The sequence below is a fragment of the Humibacter sp. genome (genome assembly GCF_051954055.1).
Taxonomy (GTDB): Bacteria; Actinomycetota; Actinomycetes; order Actinomycetales; family Microbacteriaceae; genus Humibacter.
Genome location: NZ_JBQCIE010000092.1, coordinates 17,503 through 38,301 on the forward strand (window position 1 = coordinate 17,503; position 20,799 = coordinate 38,301).

The 20,799-nt window shown below is 70.1% G+C and carries 16 protein-coding genes; 5 read left to right on the plus strand and 11 right to left on the minus strand.

The window, feature by feature from the left end:
* Nucleotides 1-4: 4 nt before the first annotated feature.
* A complete protein-coding gene (locus ACTHNC_RS10035; RefSeq protein WP_440294460.1) occupies nt 5-1,363 on the plus strand; it encodes an FAD-binding oxidoreductase in 1,359 nt (452 codons plus the stop codon).
* A gap of 6 nt (nt 1,364-1,369) precedes the next feature.
* On the opposite strand, the gene smc is transcribed toward ACTHNC_RS10035, so the two are convergent.
* A complete protein-coding gene (smc, locus tag ACTHNC_RS10040) occupies nt 1,370-4,927 on the minus strand; it encodes a chromosome segregation protein SMC (RefSeq protein WP_440294461.1) in 3,558 nt (1,185 codons plus the stop codon).
* A 299-nt stretch (nt 4,928-5,226) separates the two neighbouring features.
* Between smc and ACTHNC_RS10045 the strand changes: the two genes are divergently transcribed.
* On the plus strand, nt 5,227-6,303 hold the full coding sequence (locus ACTHNC_RS10045; RefSeq protein WP_440294462.1) for a GNAT family N-acetyltransferase: 1,077 nt from the start codon (nt 5,227-5,229) through the stop codon (nt 6,301-6,303).
* 3 nt (nt 6,304-6,306) lie between these two features.
* On the opposite strand, the gene ACTHNC_RS10050 is transcribed toward ACTHNC_RS10045, so the two are convergent.
* Nucleotides 6,307-7,065 carry a hypothetical protein gene (locus ACTHNC_RS10050; protein ID WP_440294463.1) on the minus strand — a complete coding sequence of 253 codons (759 nt, stop codon included), beginning with the start codon at nt 7,063-7,065 and terminating at the stop codon, nt 6,307-6,309.
* A 197-nt stretch (nt 7,066-7,262) separates the two neighbouring features.
* Here ACTHNC_RS10050 and ACTHNC_RS10055 point away from each other — a divergent pair, with 197 nt between their 5' ends.
* From ACTHNC_RS10055 to ACTHNC_RS10065, 3 genes are read left to right on the plus strand one after another with little or no spacing between them, the layout of a single operon-like run.
* A complete protein-coding gene (locus ACTHNC_RS10055) occupies nt 7,263-7,997 on the plus strand; it encodes a response regulator transcription factor (protein ID WP_440294464.1) in 735 nt (244 codons plus the stop codon).
* Nucleotide 7,998: 1 nt separating this feature from the next.
* On the plus strand, nt 7,999-9,402 hold the full coding sequence (locus tag ACTHNC_RS10060) for a sensor histidine kinase (protein ID WP_440294465.1): 1,404 nt from the start codon (nt 7,999-8,001) through the stop codon (nt 9,400-9,402).
* A 24-nt stretch (nt 9,403-9,426) separates the two neighbouring features.
* Entirely contained in the window at nt 9,427-10,440 is a 1,014-nt protein-coding gene (locus ACTHNC_RS10065; RefSeq protein WP_440294466.1) for a zinc-binding dehydrogenase, read from the plus strand.
* Nucleotides 10,441-10,456: 16 nt separating this feature from the next.
* Here ACTHNC_RS10065 and mutM read toward each other — a convergent pair whose 3' ends face one another.
* The 9 genes from mutM to ACTHNC_RS10110 all read right to left on the minus strand — a co-directional run bounded on the left by mutM (nt 10,457) and on the right by ACTHNC_RS10110 (nt 20,527).
* A complete protein-coding gene (gene mutM / locus ACTHNC_RS10070) occupies nt 10,457-11,407 on the minus strand; it encodes a bifunctional DNA-formamidopyrimidine glycosylase/DNA-(apurinic or apyrimidinic site) lyase (RefSeq protein ID WP_440294467.1) in 951 nt (316 codons plus the stop codon).
* Nucleotides 11,385-12,131 carry a ribonuclease III gene (gene rnc, locus ACTHNC_RS10075; RefSeq protein ID WP_440294705.1) on the minus strand — a complete coding sequence of 249 codons (747 nt, stop codon included), beginning with the start codon at nt 12,129-12,131 and terminating at the stop codon, nt 11,385-11,387. The genes mutM and rnc overlap by 23 nt, the downstream gene beginning before the upstream one ends.
* 58 nt (nt 12,132-12,189) lie before the next feature.
* Nucleotides 12,190-12,393: a 50S ribosomal protein L32 gene (rpmF, locus tag ACTHNC_RS10080; protein ID WP_440294468.1), complete on the minus strand. Its 204-nt coding sequence runs from the start codon at nt 12,391-12,393 to the stop codon at nt 12,190-12,192.
* 4 nt (nt 12,394-12,397) lie between these two features.
* Complete coding sequence (locus tag ACTHNC_RS10085) at nt 12,398-12,910, minus strand: YceD family protein (protein WP_440294706.1); 513 nt, start codon at nt 12,908-12,910, stop codon at nt 12,398-12,400.
* A gap of 97 nt (nt 12,911-13,007) precedes the next feature.
* The gene (locus ACTHNC_RS10090) at nt 13,008-15,362 is read right to left on the minus strand and encodes a transglutaminase TgpA family protein (RefSeq protein ID WP_440294469.1); all 2,355 of its coding nucleotides are present in this window, start codon (nt 15,360-15,362) and stop codon (nt 13,008-13,010) included.
* Entirely contained in the window at nt 15,355-16,689 is a 1,335-nt protein-coding gene (locus ACTHNC_RS10095; protein ID WP_440294470.1) for a DUF58 domain-containing protein, read from the minus strand. The genes ACTHNC_RS10090 and ACTHNC_RS10095 overlap by 8 nt, the downstream gene beginning before the upstream one ends.
* A 10-nt stretch (nt 16,690-16,699) precedes the next feature.
* Nucleotides 16,700-17,731, minus strand: a complete 1,032-nt coding sequence (locus tag ACTHNC_RS10100; protein WP_440294471.1) for an AAA family ATPase — start codon at nt 17,729-17,731, stop codon at nt 16,700-16,702.
* Nucleotides 17,728-18,210: a pantetheine-phosphate adenylyltransferase gene (gene coaD, locus ACTHNC_RS10105; protein WP_440294472.1), complete on the minus strand. Its 483-nt coding sequence runs from the start codon at nt 18,208-18,210 to the stop codon at nt 17,728-17,730. Before coaD ends, ACTHNC_RS10100 begins: the two co-directional genes overlap by 4 nt.
* An 82-nt stretch (nt 18,211-18,292) precedes the next feature.
* Entirely contained in the window at nt 18,293-20,527 is a 2,235-nt protein-coding gene (locus ACTHNC_RS10110; RefSeq protein ID WP_440294473.1) for an ATP-dependent DNA helicase RecG, read from the minus strand.
* Nucleotides 20,528-20,799 lie beyond the last annotated feature (272 nt).

Sequence of the window (20,799 nt, forward strand, 5' to 3'; positions counted from 1 at the left end):
GCGCATGCAGACGACTTCCTCCATCGACGACCTTCGCACCGGCCTTTCCGGCAGCCTGTTCCTTCCCGATGACGACGGATACGACGAGGCCAGACTCGCCTGGAACCTGGCCGTCGACCAGCGGCCGGCTGCGGTCGCCGTTCCGGCGGACGTGCCAGATGTGCAGCAGATCGTGCGAACGGCGGCCGCATCCGGCCTCGGTGTACTGACCCAGCCGAACGGACATGCGGCCGCACGCGATCTCTCCGGGATCGTGCTCGTGCGTCCGCACGCTTTCGACGAGATCTCCATCGACGCGGAGCACCGAACGGCGCGTGTCGGCGCCGGAGTCAACTGGGGTCGGGTGCTCCAGCAGCTGAAAGGGACGGGGCTGATCGCGCTGGCCGGCAGCAATCCCGAGGTGAACACGGTCGGGTATTCGCTGGACGGCGGACACTCCATGTTCGGCCGCGCATACGGCCTGCAGGCGCCGGCGATCACGGCAGTAGAGCTCGTGGATGCCTCCGGCGAGTTCCGGCGCGTCACCGACGATAGCGACCCGGAGCTGCTCTGGGCTCTCCGCGGTGCGGGCGGGCTCTTCGGCGTGGTCACCGCCATCGAGTTCTCGCTCTTCGAAGGCGATGAGCTGTACGGCGGCGCGCTACTGTTTCCGGCCGACCGCGCCGCCGACCTGCTCACCGCGGTGTTCGAGGTGGCGGCCGCGGAGCCCGCGCTCGGACTCTCGTTCGGCATGATGAACTTTCCCGACGCACCGGGGCTGCCGGAGCCGCTCCGCGGCAAGACGCTCGCGTCGGTCGCCGCGCTGCACGTCGGTGACGCCGCCTCCGGGGCGTCCCGAATCGCGGCGCTGCGTTCGGTCGGTGCACCCGTGGCCGACACCTTCCGGGCGTTCGGGATCGAAGACCTGGCGGCCGTCGCGGCCGAGCCGACCGATCCGATGGGGTTCGAGGACTGGAGCAGCGCGACCAGCGGCTACGACGCTCAGTCGGCCGCGGGACTCGTGCAGGCGTTCCACGACGCATCCGCGCAGGGGCTGAGCCGACTGGAGGTGCGTCCGTTCGGTGGTGCACTGGTCGGCGGGGATCGCTCGCACGCGATCGCAGCGCACGTTGCGGCTCCCGCCTACCTTGGCGCCAGCGTGTTCGCACCCCCTGCTAGCGCACTCGGCGAGACGAGCGCGGCATTCGCGCCGCTGGCATCCGCCGTGGCCACCACTCCCGCCACCGGCAACGTGGCGACGCTGATGGACCACCGTGCGACCCTTGCCGACGCGTACGACGAGGAGTCGATCGCGAGGCTGCGCGCGCTGAAGAGCGAGCGTGACCCAGGCGGAGTCATCCGGGCCGCGAGAGAGCTCCCGTAAGGGCGGTCAGGCGGACTGGCGCTCTTCCTCGACGGCCTCTGCCCTTGCCTCGCGCTCGGCAACCCGCTGCCCGACGACGGCCGAGACGCCGTCCTGACGCATCGAGACACCGTACAGGGCGTCCGCGATCTCCATCGTGCGCTTCTGGTGCGTGATGACGATCAGCTGGCTGTCCGCCCTGAGGTCCTCGAACGTCGTGAGCAGGCGGCCGAGGTTGGCGTCGTCGAGCGCTGCTTCCACCTCGTCCATGATGTAGAAGGGGCTTGGCCGCGCCTTGAAGATGGCCAGCAGGAACGCCACGGCTGCCAGCGATCGCTCGCCGCCGGAGAGCAGCGAGAGCCGCTCGATCTTCTTGCCCGCCGGTCGCACGGTCACCTCGATGCCCGTCGTCAGCAGGTCGTCGGGGTCGGTGAGCCGGATGCTGCCGCTACCGCCGGGGAACAACACCGGGAATACGTCGGCGAATGAACGCCGCGTGTCCTCGAACGCGTCCGAGAAGATTCCCTGCATGCGCTCGTCGATGTCGGCGATGATCGTGAGCAGGTCCTTGCGCGCGTTAGCGAGGTCGGTGAGCTGTTCGGTGAGGAACTTGTGGCGCTGCTCGAGCGCGGCGAACTCCTCGAGCGCCAGCGGGTTCACGCGGCCCAGCCTGCCCATCTTGCGCTCGGCATCCTGCAGCCGCTTCTCCTGCTCGGAGCGCACGAACGGGCGCTCATCGCCGTCCTCGGACTCCGCCGGAATCGGCACCTCTGGGCCGTACTCGGCGACCAGCACGTCCCCCACCAGGCCGAGCTCGCTGCCCGCGCGTTCCAAGAGAGACGAGAGGTGCAGCTTCTTCTCGTAGATCTGCAGCTCGAGCCCGTGCACGCTCTCGCTGACCGCCTGGAGCCTGTCGCGCAGCGCCGCCTCGTCGCGGCGCAGTGCCATGAGCTCCTCGTTCTGGCCGGCTCGGGCGGCCTCGGCAGCGGCCAGTTCCGTTCGCGCACTGCTCACGGACCGGTCGACGGAGTCGAGAACACTCGGCAGCGCCGCGATGACCCGTTCCGCGGCATCCACCTGATGCCTACGCACGACCTCACGCCTGGCCGCCTCCGCGGCCGCAGCGCGTTCCTCCTCGAGCCGCTTGACGAGCGAGGCGGTTCGCGTCTCTTCGGCACGCACCCGCTCCCGGGCGGTCTCCGCGGCCATCCGCGCCTGGACCTCGGCCTCGCGACAGGACTCGAGCTCGGCGGAGACGGCGTCCCGTTCTCCGACGTCGAGGATGGGCCGCGGCTTCGATGCATGCGTCTCGTGCGCACGCTTGGCGGCGGCGGCGGCCTGCTCCGCCTCGGCGACCTTGGCCTCTGACTCGGCGATGCCGCGCTCGATGCGCCCGGCCTCCGCGTTCGCCGCCTCGAGCTGCGCGGTCAGCCGGCTGGACCTCTCGGTCTGCTCGGCGAGCTGGGCGTCGTACGCGCGCAACTGCGTCAACGCCGCGGCGGATGCCTGCTTCGCCGCCTGCAGGGCCTCCCGCTGGCCGTCGTGCTCCGCCTTCGCGGTCGTGATGGCCGACTCCAGCTCGTCCAGGCGCGCGGCCGCTGCGTCTCGCTCGGCCAGCAGCTCGATACGGCCGGCCCCGTTGCCCGAGCCGCCCTTGAGCGTGTGGCTCGACAACACCTCGCCGGCGCGCGTGACGAGCACGGTATCGCTGTCAGCAAGAGCCGGCCAGAGCCGGTGCGCCTCATCGAGATCGGCGACGATCGCGGAGTGCCGCAGCAGAGCGCGGATGCTGTCGGTGCCGGCCAGGAGCAGCTGATCGGCACGGCGCGCACCTTTCGGCAGCTCGGCGAGCGCTTGATCGGCTTCGACGTTCCGGCCGGCAGCCCGCGATCCGACCACGAGCTCGATGGAACCCAGATCCTCGGCCCTGGCGAACCGTGCCGCGTCGACGGCGGCGTCTCTGTCGGCGACCAGCACCGCGTCCGCCAACGAACCCAGCGCGGCCGCGATGGCGGCCTCGAACCCCGGCTCGACCTTGATGGCGTCGGCGACGCGGCCATCAACACCTTTCCGCCCTGCGGCGATGAGTGCGGCTGACCCGTCTCGCGCCTCGAGCGCACGGCCGAGCGCGTTCACCTGACCGGACAGCGCATCGCGCTCGCGTTCCAGCGTGCGCAGCTCGTCGCGCAGCCGCTCGATCTCGGCCTCCGCCTCGAACACCGACGCCTGCGCGACCTCGTACGCTTCGGCGAGCTCGCTCTGAGCATCCGGTCCGAGCGGCGAGTCTCCCTCGCTGTCGGCCAACGCCTCCTCGGCTGTTGTCCTGCGCTGCTCGGCAGCCTCGAGCTGATTGCGCTGGCGGAGCACCTCGCCGCGGAGCGCCGCGAGCCGCTGCGCTGCGGCATCCGCCTGCCCCGCGAGCTTCGTGAGCTCGAGGTCGTGCTGCGAGACGAGAGCGCTCTGGGCGGCGATCTGCTCATCGAGCGCGTCGAGCCGGGAACGGGCGGCACGGGTGGCCGACTGCGCGGCCGACACGGCAGCATCCGCTTCGCCCACGCCGCCGCGCAGCAGCGCCGCCTCGGCCTTCGACGCCTCGATCATGTCGGGGCTGACGGTGCGGGCCGACTCGGAGAGGTCCGCCTGCGAGCCGAGGAGCGCCAGCCGCTGGTTGGCCAGCGTGTACAGGGAGCGCAGCCGCTCCTGCGCCGACTCGAGTGCGAATGCGGTGCGGCGGGCCGCGTCGACCGCGTCGCCGACCTGCTCCTGCTCGATGCGCGCGATGCGCAACTGCTTCTGCTCAAGCTGCTCCTGCAGCACGATGCGTTCGCTGTGCCGCTGCGACTCGTCACGCGAGTAGTCGTCGAGTGCCGCTCGCAGCCCGACGACCTCGTCGGCCAGCAGCCGTGCACGGGCGTCGCGCACGATCGCGGCGATCGTCTGCGCCTCCCTGGCCACTTCTGCCTGAGCGCCGAGCGGCTTCAGCTGCCGGCGGATCTCGCCGGCGAGATCGCTGAGCCTGGTGAGGTTGGTCTGCATCGCCTCGAGCTTGCGAAGCGTCTTCTCCTTGCGCCTGCGATGCTTCAGGATGCCGGCGGCCTCCTCGATGAAGCCGCGTCGGTCGTCGGGGCTGGCGTGCAGCACGGCATCCAGCTGCCCCTGACCGACGATGACGTGCATCTCGCGGCCGAGTCCGGAGTCGCTGAGCAGCTCCTGCACGTCGAGCAGCCGGCACTGCTTGCCGTTGATGGCGTACTCGCTGCCGCCGTTGCGGAACAGCGTGCGGCTGATCGTCACCTCGGAGTACTCGATCGGCAGCGCCCCGTCGGCGTTGTCGATCGTGAGCGTCACCTCTGCGCGACCGAGAGGACCTCTGGTGGAGGTTCCGGCGAAGATGACGTCTTCCATCTTTCCGCCGCGGAGCGTCTTGACGCCCTGCTCCCCCATGACCCAGGCGAGGGCATCCACGACGTTCGACTTGCCCGAGCCGTTCGGGCCGACGATGCACGTGACGCCGGGTTCGAACGCGAAGGTCGTCGGCTGTGCGAAGGACTTGAAGCCCTTGAGCGTCAAGCTCTTCAGATGCAACCGGCGCCCCCTTCTGATGCCCGGCACGAGCCCGTCTGCGCTTCACGGGCCGCGAGGCCGTCTCTACGGTACCCGACCCCTGGCGCGGGAGCCGGCAGGTCGTTGCTCGCGTCGCGACGCTCAACAGATTCCATCGGCTCGGCCACGAGAGCAAGCTCGCGTGACTCTCGCCTCAGTCATCTGTTCGCGTCGCGACGCTCAACAGACTCCATCGGCTCGGTCATGCGAGCAAGCTCGCGTGACTCTCGCCTCAGTCATCTGTAGGCTGGTCCGCTGATTGCCGGTGCGGGGAGAGTCCTATGCGGGTGACGATCGAACGGGTGACGGTGCCCGAGAGCATGGATGCCGCCGACAGCGGCGACTTCGCCGGATTCGTCGACGTCGGCAACGACTGCGCCCTTCACCTGTGGCACAACGACGACTTCGTCTACGACCCCTCCGACCAGCTGGCCTGGTACCGCGACAGCCCCTTCCGCCTCCGGATGCTCTACCTCGCTCGGCTCGACGGCGTCCCCACCGGTCGGCTGCTGGTCACCGTGCCTCTCGAGGAGGATGCGACGACCGCGGAGATCGAGGTGCACGTCATCCCGGCAGCGCGCCGGCACGGCATCGGGGCTGCTCTGCTCAGGCAGGGCGAGGAGCTCGTCGCCGATGCCGGGCGCGTCGACATCTCGGCGTTCACCGAGCACGTGCTGGCGGACATCCCGCCGGATGCCCGCACCGTGGCTCCTGAGGCCGGCCCCACCGGACTGCCGATGGACGAGGCGACACGGTTCACACTCGAGTCGGGCTACCACCTGGGCCAGGTGGAGCTGGTCAGCCGGCAGTCGCTGCCGCTTCCGGACGACGTGCACGAGCGCCTGCAGCGGGACGCCGACGAGCACGGTGCCGGGTACCGGATCGTCACGTGGTGGCAGCGTTGCCCGGACGAACTCGTCGACGGTTATGCCGCCGCTCGCGCACGCATGGTGCTCGACGTGCCGCACGAGGGGATCGTGCTCGACCCGGAGCACTGGGACACCCAGCGGGTGCGCGACGAGGAGCAGCGCTGGATCGAAGCCGGCGAGCCGACCCTGGTCGCTGCGGCCGTGCACGAGGCCACCGGAGCGGTCGTGGCGTACACGATCCTGCTCGTGGCCCATGGCTCCAAGAAGGTCGAGCAGTGGGACACCCTCGTGGTCGCCGCGCATCGCGGGCACCGGCTGGGTCTGGCGGTGAAGCTCGCGAACCTGCGGGCGCTGGCGCGAGTGGCGCCGGCGGTCGAGCGCGTCCTCACCTGGAACGCCGCGGAGAACGGCCCCATGCGGGCGATCAACGACGCGCTGGGCTACGAGGCGATCGCCCTCAACGGCACCTGGCAGAAGCATCTGGAGTGACGGTCAGGCCCCCGTCGTCGATGTCGGCGACGGCGTGCTCGGTGCCGGCGTGCTCGGCGCCGGCGTGCTCGGCGCCGGCGTGCCGGTGGACGGCGTCGTCGGCTTGCTCGTGGATCCGGAGCCCTGCACGCGCGCGATGCACTTGTCGAGTCGCGTCTTCACCTTGCCGATCGCATCCTTCACCCGGTCGCCGTAGCCACCGGACTCCGCCTTCGACGCGATGGCCTTGACGTCGGAGAGGCGCTCGTCGCCGCTCGCCGCCCTCGCCTTCTTCACGTCGTCGCGAAGGGCGGATGGCAGGCGATCCCACGCCGCCTTGAAGCCGGCGAGCGTCTTCGTGTGCTTCGCCACCGCTTCGACGTCGGTGCCGTAGCCCCCGGACTGCGCCTTCTTCAGCACGTTCTCCAGAGCAGTGCGCTTGGCGGGCGTCGAGGACTGGTGACGAGCGGATGCCACGTCTTTGCGCAGCGCGTCGGGCACACGGTCGTAGTCGCGTTTCACCACGAGCAGGACGGCGCCGCAGAGGTGGCCCTTCGAGCCTGACGTGCTTGAGACGGGCACGATCGGCGATGTGGTCGCCACGGTGCGCATGGCCACGGTCTGGGTGGACGAAGCCGGTACGGACGCTGCGGCGACACCGCCGACCACGGCGGCCGCGGCCGTCACACCGGCAACCGCCAGCACGAGGCGTTCCTTCGCGACCCGTCGACGGAGTCCGCTCGCGATGTCCGTGTTCTTCACGGCATTGTTCGGTTCCTTCATGGTGTTCCCTTCGCTCTGCTCCCGTGACGGTGCCCGGGACCGCTCTGACCGGCGAGCGCGGCTCGCACGGTACGACCCATCGAGAGTCGCAAACGCGTGTGCGATGGTCGTCGGGCGCGTGTTCGGGGAATGTAAGGGTTGTCTGAGAGCCCAGATGAGCAGAGGCAGGGGCATCCGGCACCGGCTTGAATGGAGCCATGGATGCGCGCCCCGGACTCGTCGTCGTTGTCGAAGACGAGCGCGCCATCGCCGACCTCGAACGGCTCTATCTCACGCGAGCCGGCTTCGGTGTGGAAGTCGTCGGCGACGGGGATGCGGCACTGGCGGTCATCCGGACCCGCCGTCCGGTCGCGATCGTGCTGGATGTCGGGCTCCCCGGCGTGGACGGCATCGAGCTGTGCAGGCGCCTGCGCGCCGACGACGACTGGACGCCGATCATCTTCGTGACGGCGCGCGACGACGAGATCGAGCGCCTCGTCGCGCTGGAACTCGGCGGCGACGACTACCTCACCAAACCGTTCTCGCCGAGGGAACTCGTGACCCGGCTCAAGGTCGTGCTGCGGCGCGCGCACGGGGTCCCGAGCCGGCACGACATTCGCCTCGGCACTCTCGTGCTGGATCAGGACACCCGGTCGGCGACGCTCGACGGCGCCGAGCTGACCCTGACGGCCACCGAGTTCGACCTGTTGTCGTACCTGGCGCGGTCCCCCGGTCGCGTGTTCACCCGAGAGCAGCTGCTCTCCTCGGTGTGGGGCCACGCCGACTACGCGTCCGGCAGGACGGTGGACGTGCACATCGCCCAGCTACGGGCGAAGCTGGGCGCCGGGTCGGGCATCCGCACGGTGCGCGGTGTCGGTTACGCCATCGACGCGCCGGTCGCCTCCGAGCAGACCACGGATGCCCGCAGCGGCGTGCCGCGATCGGCGCTCTGACATGCGCCTCCTCCCCCGGACCCTCGCCGGGCGCATCGTGTTCACGACGGTCGCCGTCGCCCTGGTCTCCGCCGTGGTCGCGGGTGCCGTGTCGCTCGGTCTTGTGCGCGCCGCCTCCCTCGGCGACGCCCGCTCCGAGGCGTCGACACTGGCCGATCAGCTGGCGGCGCTGCCGCAGAACCAGCTGGAGCAGCGGGTGAACGCGCAGACCTCGGGCTCCGGCGAGCCGAAGGTGGCGTTGATCAACACGAACGGTACGGTCACCGGATCGATCGGCGTCGTGCTTCGGCCCAAGGTGCGGCAACGGCTCGAGCAGGGCTCCACCCTGTCGACGACCGTGGAACTCGGCGGGCGACGGTTCATCGTGGAGGCCAGGCAGGCCATCGACGGCGGCACCGTCGTGGTCGCCCGGTCGCTCAACTCCGTGGATGCCGCGGTGTCCAGGGTGGCCGGCCAGCTGCTGATCGCGCTGGCGGTCGGGCTGGCCGTGGCGATCGGGTCAGGCATCCTCCTCGCCCGCGTCGTGTCGCGGCCGCTGTCGAGAACCGCGGCGGCGGCCCGCAGGCTCGCGAAGGGCGACCGCAACGTTGAGCTGCCGCATACCGCCACGGTGGAGGTCTCCGACGTGGTCAACGCGCTCGACGAACTCGACGACGCGCTCACGGTCAGCGAGGCACGCCAGCGGGAGTTCCTGCTGTCCATCTCGCACGACCTGCGCACGCCACTGACCGCGCTTCGCGGCTACGCCGAGGCCCTCGCCGACGGCGTCGTTGGTGCGGAGGATGCCCGTGACGTGGGATCCACGATGCTCACCGAGACTCGCCGCCTCGACCGTTTCGTCGCCGACCTGCTCGAGCTCGCGCGACTGGAGGCGCACGACTTCGCCGCAGAGCTGACACCGGTCGACATCGCCGGCGTCATGGCAGAGGCCGCGGCCGCGTGGCGCGCGGTCGCTTCGTCGGGAGGCGTCGAACTGCGCACCGACGTGCACCCCGGTGTCATCGCGAACACGGATGCACATCGCCTGCGGCAGATCGTGGACGGCCTGCTCGAGAACGCGTTGCGTGCCACCCCGTCCGGCGGGGCCGTCGCCGTGGAGGCGAGCGCGCTCGCTACGGCGGATGACGGCTCGCGCGTCGCCGTCACGGTGAGCGACAGTGGTGCCGGGCTCACGGCCGAGGATCGCGACACCGCTTTCGTTCGCGGTGCCTTGCACGACAAGTACCGGCAGACGAGGGCCGTCGGCACGGGACTCGGTCTCTCCATAGCGCAGCGGCTCACCGCTCGCCTCGGCGGCACGCTCACCGCCGTCGACACGACCGGCACTCCGTGGGGCGCGTCGTTCCGGCTCGAGTTGCCGGGCGCCGACGGACAGGAGCCGGTTCGCGCCGGCGACGCGGCATAGCGCGACGCGGCATAGGTTGATCGAATGGGCGCTGCGATCGAAGAATCCATGCGAGCCGCGGTCATCCATCGGCTCGGGCCGGCGGAGTCCATCCTGCTGGAGGAGCTGCCGGTGCCGCAGCCCGCCGCGCACGAGGTGCTGGTTCGGGTGATCGCCACGACCGTGAATCCGGTCGACACGTTCGTGCGCAGCGGCGCCTTCCGCACACCGATCACCTTCCCGTTCGTCGTGGGGCGCGATGTCGTGGGCACGGTCGAAGCGCTCGGCTCCGAGATGTCGCGGTTCAGCGTCGGCGACCTTGTCTGGAGCAACAGCCTGGGCCACGGCGGTCGGCAGGGCGCCGCGGCGGAGTTCGCGTGCGTGCCCGCGGACCGGCTCTACCGCCTGCCGCGCGACGTCGACCCGGTCGAGTTCATCGCGACCGTGCATCCAGCGGCGACCGCGTGGCTCGCTCTCGTCGAGCACGGTCGCCTCGCAGGAGGCGGAACGGCGTTCGTCGGCGGAGGAGGTGGCAACGTCGGCTCGTTCGCCGTCGCCTTCGCACGCTTGATGGGCTGCCGCGTCGTCACCACGGCCGGCGCGCGCGACCTCGAACGTCTCACCGCGTCGGGCGCGACCGCCGTCGACTACCGCAGCGAGCGCGCCGGCGCCGAGGTCGAGGCGGCGCTACGCGATCCCGACGACCGGGGCACCGGAGCGGATGTCTGGCTCGACACCTCAGGGACGCTCACGCTCTCGCAGGCGGTCGGGTTGCTCGCCGAGCGCGGCCGCATCGTGCTCGTCGCCGGGATCTCGCGGCACGACGTGCTCGAGTTCGGGGAGCTGTACACGCACGACCGTTCGGTGGTCGGCTTCGCGATCAGCAACGCCACCGTCGACGAACTCGTCAGGGCGGCCGATGCCATCATGAAAGCCACGGCGTCCAGGGCGTTGCCGACGCCACGCATCCGCCGAGCACCACTGGACTATGCCGCTGCAGCGCACGCTGCGATCGAGCGGGGCGAGGTGCACGGCGAGCGCATCGTGCTCGTTCCCTGAGGGGTCGTTCCCGCGGTCACCGCAGACGCTGGCAGCGCGGGCAGTAATGCGACGACCGGTTCATGAACGAGGCCCGCACCATCGCCGTTCCGCACCTCGGGCACGGCTGACCGTCGCGGCCGTAGGCGTTGAGGCTGTGCGCGAAGTACCCGGATGCGCCGTTCACGTTCACGTACTGCGCGTCGAAGCTGGTTCCGCCCTCGGCCAGCGCTTTGTGCAGCACCGCGCGCACCTCGGCGAGCAGCTCGCGCGCCTTGCGCGTCGACAACCGAGCGGTCGGCTGGTCGAAGTGGATCCGGGCGGCCCACAGCGCCTCGTCGGCGTAGATGTTGCCGACGCCGCTGACGAGCGTCTGATCCAGCAGTGCGCGCTTGACCGTCGTGCGCCGGGTAGCAAGCGCCGTCAGAAACCGGCGATCGTCGAACGCGGGATCCAGCGGGTCGCGCGCAATGTGCGCCACCTGGCTGGGTAGCCGCGGCTGGTCGACGCCGAATCCTCCGGCGGCCCCGTCGGGGGTCGGAAGCATCCGGTCGACGGCGAGCGAGCCGAACGTGCGCTGGTCCACGAAGTGCACGGCGAGTTCCCCGTGCACCGGATGCTCGACCATCAGCCGCACGCGCGCGTGACGTTCGAGCGGTGCCCCGGGATCGCGCAGCAGCACCTGCCCGCTCATGCCGAGGTGCAGAAGCAGCGCATCCTCGTCGGACCGATCCGCCTTGTCCGGCCGCCAGGATGCCCGCGGCTCGACGGCGGCCGTACTGCTCGCGAGAGGCAGCCAGAGGAACTTGCCTCGGCGAGCGGCTCCGAGTATCCGCCGCCCCGTCAGCAGGGCGGACATATCGCCCCTGGCGCGATCGTGCCGGGTGATGGCGCGCTCGTCGAGCACCTCGACGGAGGAGATCACGGCGTCGGCGACGGCCGGTTCGAGACCGGCACGCACCACCTCAACCTCGGGAAGCTCGGGCACTGCTGTCGTCGGCCGTCTCGTCGGTCGCCCCGCCGGAGTTGGCCACCGACCACGCCTGCAGGGCCGCCGCCATCTCGGCGTTCTTCTTGCTCGTCCCCTCGCCGGTGGCGGTGACGACGCCCTCGACCGTCACCCTGGCATGGAACGTCTTGTTGTGATCGGGGCCGGTGTCGGTCACCACGTACTGCGGTGGCGGCGCCGCGTGGCGTGCCGCCAGCTCCTGCAGGCTGGTCTTCGGATCCATCGCCGCACCGAACCGGTCCGGGTCATCGAGCAGCGGTTCGATGAGGCGCAGCACCAGCGCCGTCGCGACGTCGCCACCGGCATCCAGATAGACCGCTCCGATGATCGCCTCGACCGTGTCGGCGAGGATCGACGATTTGTCCGCGCCGCCGCTGGATGCCTCGCCGCGGCCGAGCAGCACGAACTCGCCCAGTCCGATGCCCCGCGCCACCTCGGCCAGCGCGACACTGCTCACCAGTGATGCACGACGTTTGGCGAGCCCTCCCTCGTCGAGCCGCGGATAGTCGCGGTACAGCTTCACGGTCACGGCCTGTCCGAGGATCGAGTCGCCGAGGAACTCGAGGCGCTCGTTGTTCGGGATGCCTCCGTGCTCGTACGCGTACGAACGGTGCGTGAGCGCCAGCGTCAGCAGCTCGGGGTCGATGCTGACTCCGAGACGCGCCTGCAGCTCGCCGATCGACGCGCCCGCAGCACGACTCAGGCGCGCACCGTTATCGGTACGCGCCTGCGATTGCGCACGCTGCGCGTGCGCCGCGTGACTAGACGTCGGCGACCTTGCGGCCCTTGTACTCGAGGAACAGCGCGGTGCCGGCCGAGTCCTCGACGACCTTCGCGTGGTGCGGAAGGCTGTAGGTCACCTTGCCGTTCTCCACGGTCTTGACCAGGTTCGGAACCTGCGCCTTCCATTGCGAGCGGCGTGCGTGGGTGTTGGCGCGCGACTTCTTCCGCTTGGGAACAGCCATGTCTCTACTCTTCTCTGTCTGGGGAGCCGGCCTGTTCAGGCGAACTGCTCCGACCGGCCTCGTCATCGGAAGCGGGGAAGTCCGCGAGCGCAGCCCACCGGGGGTCGATGGGGTTTCTGGGTTCGCGATCCGGCAGATCGGCCAACCGTTCGCCGGTCTCGGGGTCGAGACCAGGGCAATCCGGTCGGCACACCGGCTGGAACGGCAGTGACAGCACCACCGCATCCCTGACAAGAGGTTCAAGATCCACGTGGTCGTCGTGAACCTCGGAGTCAAAAGCTTCCCCAGAAGGATACGCGAAAAGCTCCTGGAAGTCGACTTGGACCGGCTCCGCGATGTCGGTCAGGCAGCGCCCGCAGACGCCCTTCGCGACGGCCGACGCCTCGCCGGAGACGAGGATGCCCTCGTGCACGGATTCCAGGCGAAGGTCGAGGTCGAGAGGCGCGCCGGCCTCGACGCTCACGAGTCCCTCACCCAATTTCTCGGGCACATCGATGGTCAGGGACTCCTCGCGCATCTCACCCGGCCTGTGCATCAGGTCGCGGACACCGAGAGAATAGGGATTGCGAACGGCGGGAGACACGAACGACGATTCTACCCGTGGCGCCCCGGCATCATGCCGCAGGGCGGGCGGTGGCGGAGGCGCGCAGTCGACCCTCGAGCAGCGACACCGGGATCAGCGTCGCGCGCATCCTCCTCGCCAGTCCAGCGGTGGCGGCCAACGCCGCGACGACGGTGACGACGTCGTCCGCGAGCGCCGGGTCGGCCCACCGCCCGCCGGGCGGTCCGTACCTCTCCTCCTCGATCGCCTCCACGAGTTCGGCGAGGGCCGATGACGCGGCATCCTGCTCTGCGCCCGCGGCATCCGTCCACGTTCGGCGCAATCGCTCCGCGAACGCGCGAGGAGTCTCCGTCGGAGGTGCGGCGAGGCCGAGGTCGAGCGTCGACGCTCGCAGCTCCGCCCACGCCATGGAGGCGGTACCGCCGCCCTGTCGCACGGTCGCGAGCCGCTTCGAGCGCATCCGGCGCCGCAGCACGGCGGGCGCAAGCAGCATCGCCAGGATGAGCAGGCCGACGGCCGCGACGCTGCTGCTGGAGGAGAACGCGGCGGTCGCCGTGTCGACGGTGCTGCCGCCGGTCACGGGCTGATCGGTGGCTAGCTTGCGTTGCGGGCCGCCGGCGGCGCCGGCGCTCGAGCTGTCCGTCGGAACCGGCGTGGCCGCCGCACCGGCGCTGTAGTCCGGCACCGTTCCGCGGCCGACCGTCGGTTCGAACGGCACCCAGCCGATGCCGGGGAAGTACAGCTCCGGCCAGGCGTGCAGATCGTCCGAGGTGACCTGGTACTGCGTGGTCGACCCCGTCGTGCCGGTGATGACGCCGGGCAGGTAGCCGACCCCGATCCTGGCCGGGATGCCGAGCTCGCGCGCCATGAACACCATGGCCGCGGCGAAGTGCACGCAGTAGCCGGCCTTCTGTTCGAGGAACGTGGCGATCGTGCCGGGGGTGTCGCCGTCGTACCCGCCGTCCTTGGGAGCATCCAGTGAGTAACGGAACTCGCCGTCGTGGAAGTAGGACTGCAGCGCCACCGCCATGTCGTACGGAGTGGTCGCGCCTGCGGTGACCGAAAGCGCCGTCGCACGGATGACGCTCGGTGCGTTGCGAGGAACGGTCAGGTCGCCCTGCACCGAGTCCGGGTAGCGCGTGCCCGCGTCCCTGAGCTGCTTGGCCGTGGGCTGCACGTTCTTCGAGATCACCGTGTACTGCTGGTCGACCGTCGTGGCGGTGAGACCAGAGATCGTGAGGTCGTTGCGCTCCCACGCCCAGCTGCCGTTGAGGCCCTCGACGTTCGACACCGGGTACGGCGCCGGCAGCCACTGGCTCGTCATGTTGTGCACCTGCACCTCGGTGACGACTTTGCTGGTCTTCACGTGCTTGCTGAGGCCCGGCGCCGCCCCGATCGAGGCCGACGAGCTGAAGAACGTGGACGGCGACTTGGTGTGCCGCCACACCTCACCGGAGAACGCGTCGAGCGTCGTCATCTGGAGATAGCCGGGCGAGGGCGCCGTGGTGGAGTAGTCGATCACCGTCACAGGCACCGGCCGTCTCAGGTCCGCTCCGAGGTCGATCAGCGGGTTCACGCCCTGCCCGAACAGCACGCCGGCCGCGGGGATCGCCTGCCGTCCGATCTGCTGGAACCCTGGCGCGGTCGTGCCGATCACGAGCGCGACCACGATGGCGCCGGCGGCGATGGAGAGCGACGTGGCGATCTCCGCGCCTGTCCCCCGCCGCGCACGCACGTCCACTCGCAGCAGCAGCAGGTACGCGACCGAACAGAGGATGAGCGCGACCGGCGAGATGCCGCCGTCCAGCAGCGAGGCCGGCGCGATGAGCGCGGAGGCGACCACGACCCCGGAGAGCGCCGGGCGGCGCAGCACGATCGCGACGAGATCGGAGGTCCAGGCGATCACGCCGCCGACGGCCACGATGAGGAACAGGAACTCCGGCAGCGGATCCGCGGGCACGCCCTGGTTGTAGAACGAGACCCTGGCCCGGGAGACGAGGTCGACGAACTCCACCGCCGTGGCGGGAGTCGGGATGAACCCGAGCAGAGCGGTCCGCGGCGCGAAGAGTGCGGTCACGAGCAGCACGAGCGCCACGAGGGAGAGCACGGGAGCCAGCGCGCGTGGCAGAGCGAGCGCACGGCATCCGGCCGCGACGCCGAGGACCACGATGAAGGTGAGCAGGAGCTCCCACCACCACTCGGCACCCGAGATGAGTCCGACGAGCGCGACCGCGAGCGCGGTCATGAGCGCGAGCAGCGCACCGCTCCGACGCAGGTCGGCCTGGCGGACCGAGAGCCGCGGCGCGGCCTCCTGGAACCGGGCACGCGATGACGACGGGCCAGAGAGGCCGGGCAACCTGTTCGGCGCCCGGCCGCCGGAAGCGTTGGCTCTCGCCGTGTCAACCATGGTGCACCACCGCGGAGCGGATGCCCGCCCGGTGCCACGCTGCGCTCGGCGACTCGCCCGCCCTCACGTCGACGCACGTCCAGCCGCGCCGGTCGTAGTGCTCGCGCAGCTCGGCGCGTTCACCGACGAAGAACACCACCGCTGGATCGCACAGCGGACGCAGCGATGCCACCGCGGCCAACTCGTCGTGGTCGCCCTCGACCACGATCACGAACGTCGGAACCGCCTGCGGGTTGCGGCGAAGCGCGGCGCCGAGCACGCCGGCCGGATCGGCGTTGTCGCGCCGGCGCTGTTCGGCGGCTGCCAGCCCGACCAGGAGCGAGTGCACACCACCCGGCGGGTCGTACGCCGAGACGGCGAGCCCGGCCAGTCCTGCGCGGCCGGTCCCCGCCCTGCCCTGCAATTGAAGCGGGGCGGACTCGGCCACGCCCAGCACGTAGCCCTGGTCGATCAGGTGAGCGCCCAGGGATGCGGCGAGGTCGACAGCCGTCTCGAAGCGATCGTTCCCGCCATCGCCGTGCAGGTGTCGGTGCTCGAGCCTGGACCCTCCGTCGGTGTCCAGCAGCATCCACGTCTCCGGATTGCTGCGCGGCTCCTCCTGTCGCACCATGAGCTTGTCGTGCCGGGCGGTGGCGCGCCAGTGCACGCGCCGCATCGGGTCACCTGGGCGGTAGTCGCGCGCGATCAGCTCGTCGGCGTTCGGGATGCTGTGCTTCACCAGCTCGTGCTCGTACCCCTCGCTGCGCGAGACGTCGAACTCGCCCTCCCCCAGGTCGTCCACGCGTGGAACGACGATCAGGGGCTTGCCGGAGCCCACCGCGTACAGGCACCGCACGAGCCCGAACGGATCCGTGCGCTCCAGCAGCAGCGGGCCGACGGAGAACACGCCTCGCAGCGTGGTGCCCAGCGAGTACCGCACTGTCGCGGAATCGGAGTGGTCGCGGCTGGCGGCGGCGTGCTCGCCCAGCGGCGGGAGGGGGGCGAGGGAGGATGCCGTGAGCCCGGGAGGGCAGGCATCCCGCCACCTCAGGCTGGGCGCGCGGCGGCTCGCCTCGTTGCGCACCGTGACCGCGACGTGTGCGGGTTCGCCCGCCGTGACGACGTCGGACTCGAACTGGCGCGCGACGCTGATCCACGGCCGGTCGACCGTGACCGCGATCGCCGCGGCGAGCGGAAGGAGCAGCAGCACCAGACCGAGCACGAGCAGGTCCACCCTGCCGTACAGCGCGGCGCCCACCAGGGAGAGGGCGCCGGCCAGTGCCAGCCCGGCGCCTCGCCAGGTCGGTCTCGGCCGCTGCGCTGCTGACCGGGCACGTGTGGCCCTCATGCGGCACAGGCTACTTCGGTTGCCCCGTGGGCACGGGGGTCGCCGCGACGATGCGGGAGACGACATCCGCGAGCACGGCGGCCCGCTCGTGATGCTGCCCCATCGCACGACTGGTGGGCAGCAACCGGTGAGCCAGTACGGGCACCGCGAGCGCGTCGACATCGTCAGGAAGCACGAAGTCGCGCCCCTCGAGCGCGGCCCGCGCCTTCGCCGCGCGCACCAGCTGGAGCGTCGCACGCGGGCTCGCACCCAGCCTCAGGTCAGCGTCGTCGCGTGTGCCGTGGGCGATGGCGACCGCGTACTGCTTGAGGGCATCCGACGCGAACACCCGCCTGGCCAGCGCCATCATCTCGCGCAGCCGGTCGCTGGTGACCACGGCGCCGATCCGAGAGAGCGGACTGGACGTGTCGCGCCCGGTCAGCATCTCGATCTCCGCCTGCTCGTCCGGGTAGCCCATGGCGATGCGGGCCATGAAGCGATCGCGCTGCGCCTCGGGCAGCTCGTACGTGCCCTCCATCTCCACGGGGTTCTGGGTGGCGATCACGATGAACGGGTCGGGAAGCGGATACGTGGATCCGTCGACGGTGACGTGCCGCTCCTCCATGCACTCCAGCAGGGCGGACTGCGTCTTCGGGCTGGCGCGGTTGATCTCGTCGCCGATCACGATGTTCGCGAACACCGCGCCCGGCTTGAACTCGAACCGTCGCTCCGGCTGGTTGTACACCGAGACGCCGGTGACATCCGAGGGAAGCAGGTCTGGGGTGAATTGGATGCGGCTCACGCTGCAGTCGACCGACTTCGCCAGCGCCTTCGCCAGCATGGTCTTGCCCACCCCTGGAACGTCCTCGATGAGCAGATGACCCTCGGCCAGGAGCACGGTCAGCGCGACCCGCACCGCCTCGTGCTTGCCGTCGATCACCGCCTCGACGTTGGCGGCGATCTGCTCCGCCTCTTCGCGAAGGTCGTCGGGTGTGATGCTCGGTTCGGTGTCGGTGGCCTCGGCCGCGGCATCCGTCGGTTGTTTCGTCGGGAGCGTGTTCATATTTCCTGCAGATAGTCGTATACCGCACGCGGTACGTACGGGCTGACATCGCCGCCCAGCGCGGCGACCTGACGCACCAGCGAGCTCGACACGTGAGCGTTCGCGGGATTGGGCAGCATGAAAACGGTCTCGACTCCGGCCAGGTCGCGGTTCACGATCGCCATCGGCGTCTCGTAGGCGACATCGACCTGAGAGCGGATGCCCTTGACGAGCGCATTCGCTCCGACGTCGGTGCAGTAGTCGACGAGCAAGCCGACGCTCCACGCGGCCACGATGATGTTGCCCGGCAGCCGTTCGTCAGCGATGGATCGCTCCAACAGCGAGACTCGCTGGGCGATGGGCAGCATCGCGCTCTTGTCGGGGTTGTGCACCACCAGCACATGGATCTCGTCGAACAGTCGTGCCGAACGAGAGATCACATCGAGGTGACCCAGGGTGACCGGGTCGAACGAACCGGGGACAACGGCGATCCTGCTCATAGGGCTCCAGTGCTCATAGGCTTTCAGAATAGCGGCCGGGGTTTACCTGATCGTTATCGTTCAGCGGATGCTCGGCGGGACGTCACGCGCGAGCCAGGAAGTCGCGGGAACGCTCCGTCAACCGATCGGCGATGGCGGATGCCAGTGCCGGGTGGTCGGACAGTTTCGGGTCGCTCTCGAGCAGCGCGGAGACATCCGCTCTGGCCTTCTCGATGACCGAGCCGTCGCGGGCCACGCGCAGAAGTCGCAGTGAGGACCTGCCGCCGGACTGGTTGCTGCCGAGCACGTCGCCTTCGCGCCGGAGATCGAGGTCGGCCTCGGCGAGCGCAAAGCCGTCGAGCGTGGCCGCGACCGCGTCGACGCGTTCTCGGGCGAGTGTTCCCGCCTCCGCGGCCGTGACGAACAGGCAGAGGCCGGGTACGCTGCCGCGACCGACGCGTCCGCGTAGCTGGTGCAGCTGCGAGACGCCGAACCGGTCGGCGTCGAGCACGATCATCGCGGACGCGTTCGGCACGTCGACCCCCACCTCGATCACTGTCGTCGCCACGATGAGGTCGAGCGCGCCTGCCGCGAAGGAGCGCATCACGGAGTCCTTCTCGTCGGCGGGCATCCGTCCGTGCAGTGCGGCGATGCGCACGCCCGCCAGCAGCGGGTTCGCCTGGATTGCGGCGACGGTCTGCTCGACAGAGGCGACGGGAGTGGCCGCGCGGTCGGCATCCGTGTCGCTCGGTTCGGCCAGCTCGTCGTCTTCGGTCTCCTTTGCACTGATCGCCGGGCAGACGACGAACACCTGGTGTCCTGCTGCGATCTCCTCGGAAGCACGCTCCCAGATGCGCTGCTCCCAGCGCGGATGCTCGGCCAGCGGCACGACGAAGCTCTCGATGCGCTGCCGCCCGGCCGGGAGCTGCGCGATCGTCGAAACGTCGAGGTCGCCGAAAACCGTCATCGCGACCGTGCGCGGAATCGGCGTCGCGGTCAGCACGAGCTGGTGCGGCGGAGTGGATGCCTTGCCGCGCAGCACGTCTCGCTGCTCGACACCGAAGCGATGCTGCTCGTCGACCACCACGAGCCCCAGATCGAAGAACGAAACGTTCTCGCTGAGCAGCGCGTGCGTGCCGACGACGATCTGCGCCTGTCCGCTCACCGCTCGCAGCAGCGCCTTCTTGCGCTCGGCCGCCGTGAGTCGTCCGGTGATCAGGGTGGGCATGAGCTCGGCGGAGAGATCCGGGCCGAGCGCGGCGACGATCGACCGCAGGTGCTGCGATGCGAGCACCTCGGTCGGTGCGAGGAACGCGGACTGCCCGCCGTTGTCGGCGACCTGCAGCATGGCGCGCAGCGCGACCACCGTCTTGCCGCTGCCCACCTCGCCCTGCACGAGCCGGTTCATCGGAACAGGCTGCGCGAGGTCGTGCGCGATCTGGTCGCCCACCGTGCGTTGGTCGTCGGTGAGCTCGAACGTGAGTGCCTTCTCGAAGCGGGCCGCGTAGCCGTCGGCCACGGGCATCCGTGCGGTGGCGGCGGTCTCACGCAGCCGCTCGCGTTCCTGGAGCAGCGCGGCCTGCAGCACGAACGCCTCCTGGTATCGCAGGGTGTCCCTTGCCCGCCGCCAGTCGGCGTCATCGGCCGGTGTGTGGATGCCGCGCAGCGCCTTCCCGAAGCGCTCCAGCTTGCGCTCGCGCGCGATGGCATCCGGAACCGGGTCGTCGACGTGGCCGAGTCTCGGAAGGATCCCCTCCCTGATGGTCTTCGCGATCTTCCAGCTCGCCAGTGCCGACGTGGCGGGGTAGATCGGGATCGGGCGGCTCTGCCAGCTCTCGGCATCCTCGTCGCTCGCGTCGGCGTCGAACAGCTCGTACTCCGGGTGCGTCAGCTGCGGCGTGCCCTTGTAGCGGTTCACCTTGCCGGCGAAGATGCCGCGACGGCCAGGGACCAGCTCGTTCTCGCGCCACTTCTGATTGAAAAAGGTCAGCGAGAGCGTTCCGGTGCCGTCGGAGATCACCGCCTCGACGATGGTCCCGTGACGCTGCCGCATGGGCCGGGTGGAGCAGTGCTTCACCTCGGCGACGATGGTCACGTCCTCGTCGGTCGGCAGGTCTGCCAGGGCGGTCAGCTCGCCACGGTGCGCGTACCGGCGTGGGTAGTGCGTCAGCAGGTCGCCGACTGTGCGATACCCGAAGGCTCGTGTGAAAAGCGCCGCCTCCCGCTCGCCGAGCAGTGTCCGCAGCGGCGTGTCGAGGCCGATCCCTCGGGATGCCGTGCCGCCGCTCGTGGACGACGCGCCGGACTCCCCTAGGAGTTCCGAAGGCGACCGCGGCATGAACCCAGGCTACAGACGACTGAGCCGGGAGCAGAGCGAGCTTGCTCGTTCTGCCGAGGCGATGGAGTCTGTTGAGCGCGCAGCGCGAACAGAGCAGGCGACCGACACGCTCGTGCGCGGCTTCATCGCGTCGCGCGATGGGCCTGGTACGAGCCGACGGTCGCACGCGACGCTGGTCGCGCTACACCAATCGGCATCCGCTACAGCCTTTTCGTGTAGCGGATGCCGGAAGGCGTAGCGCGCGGTCGGCGGGTGTAGCGTGTGCCGATTTG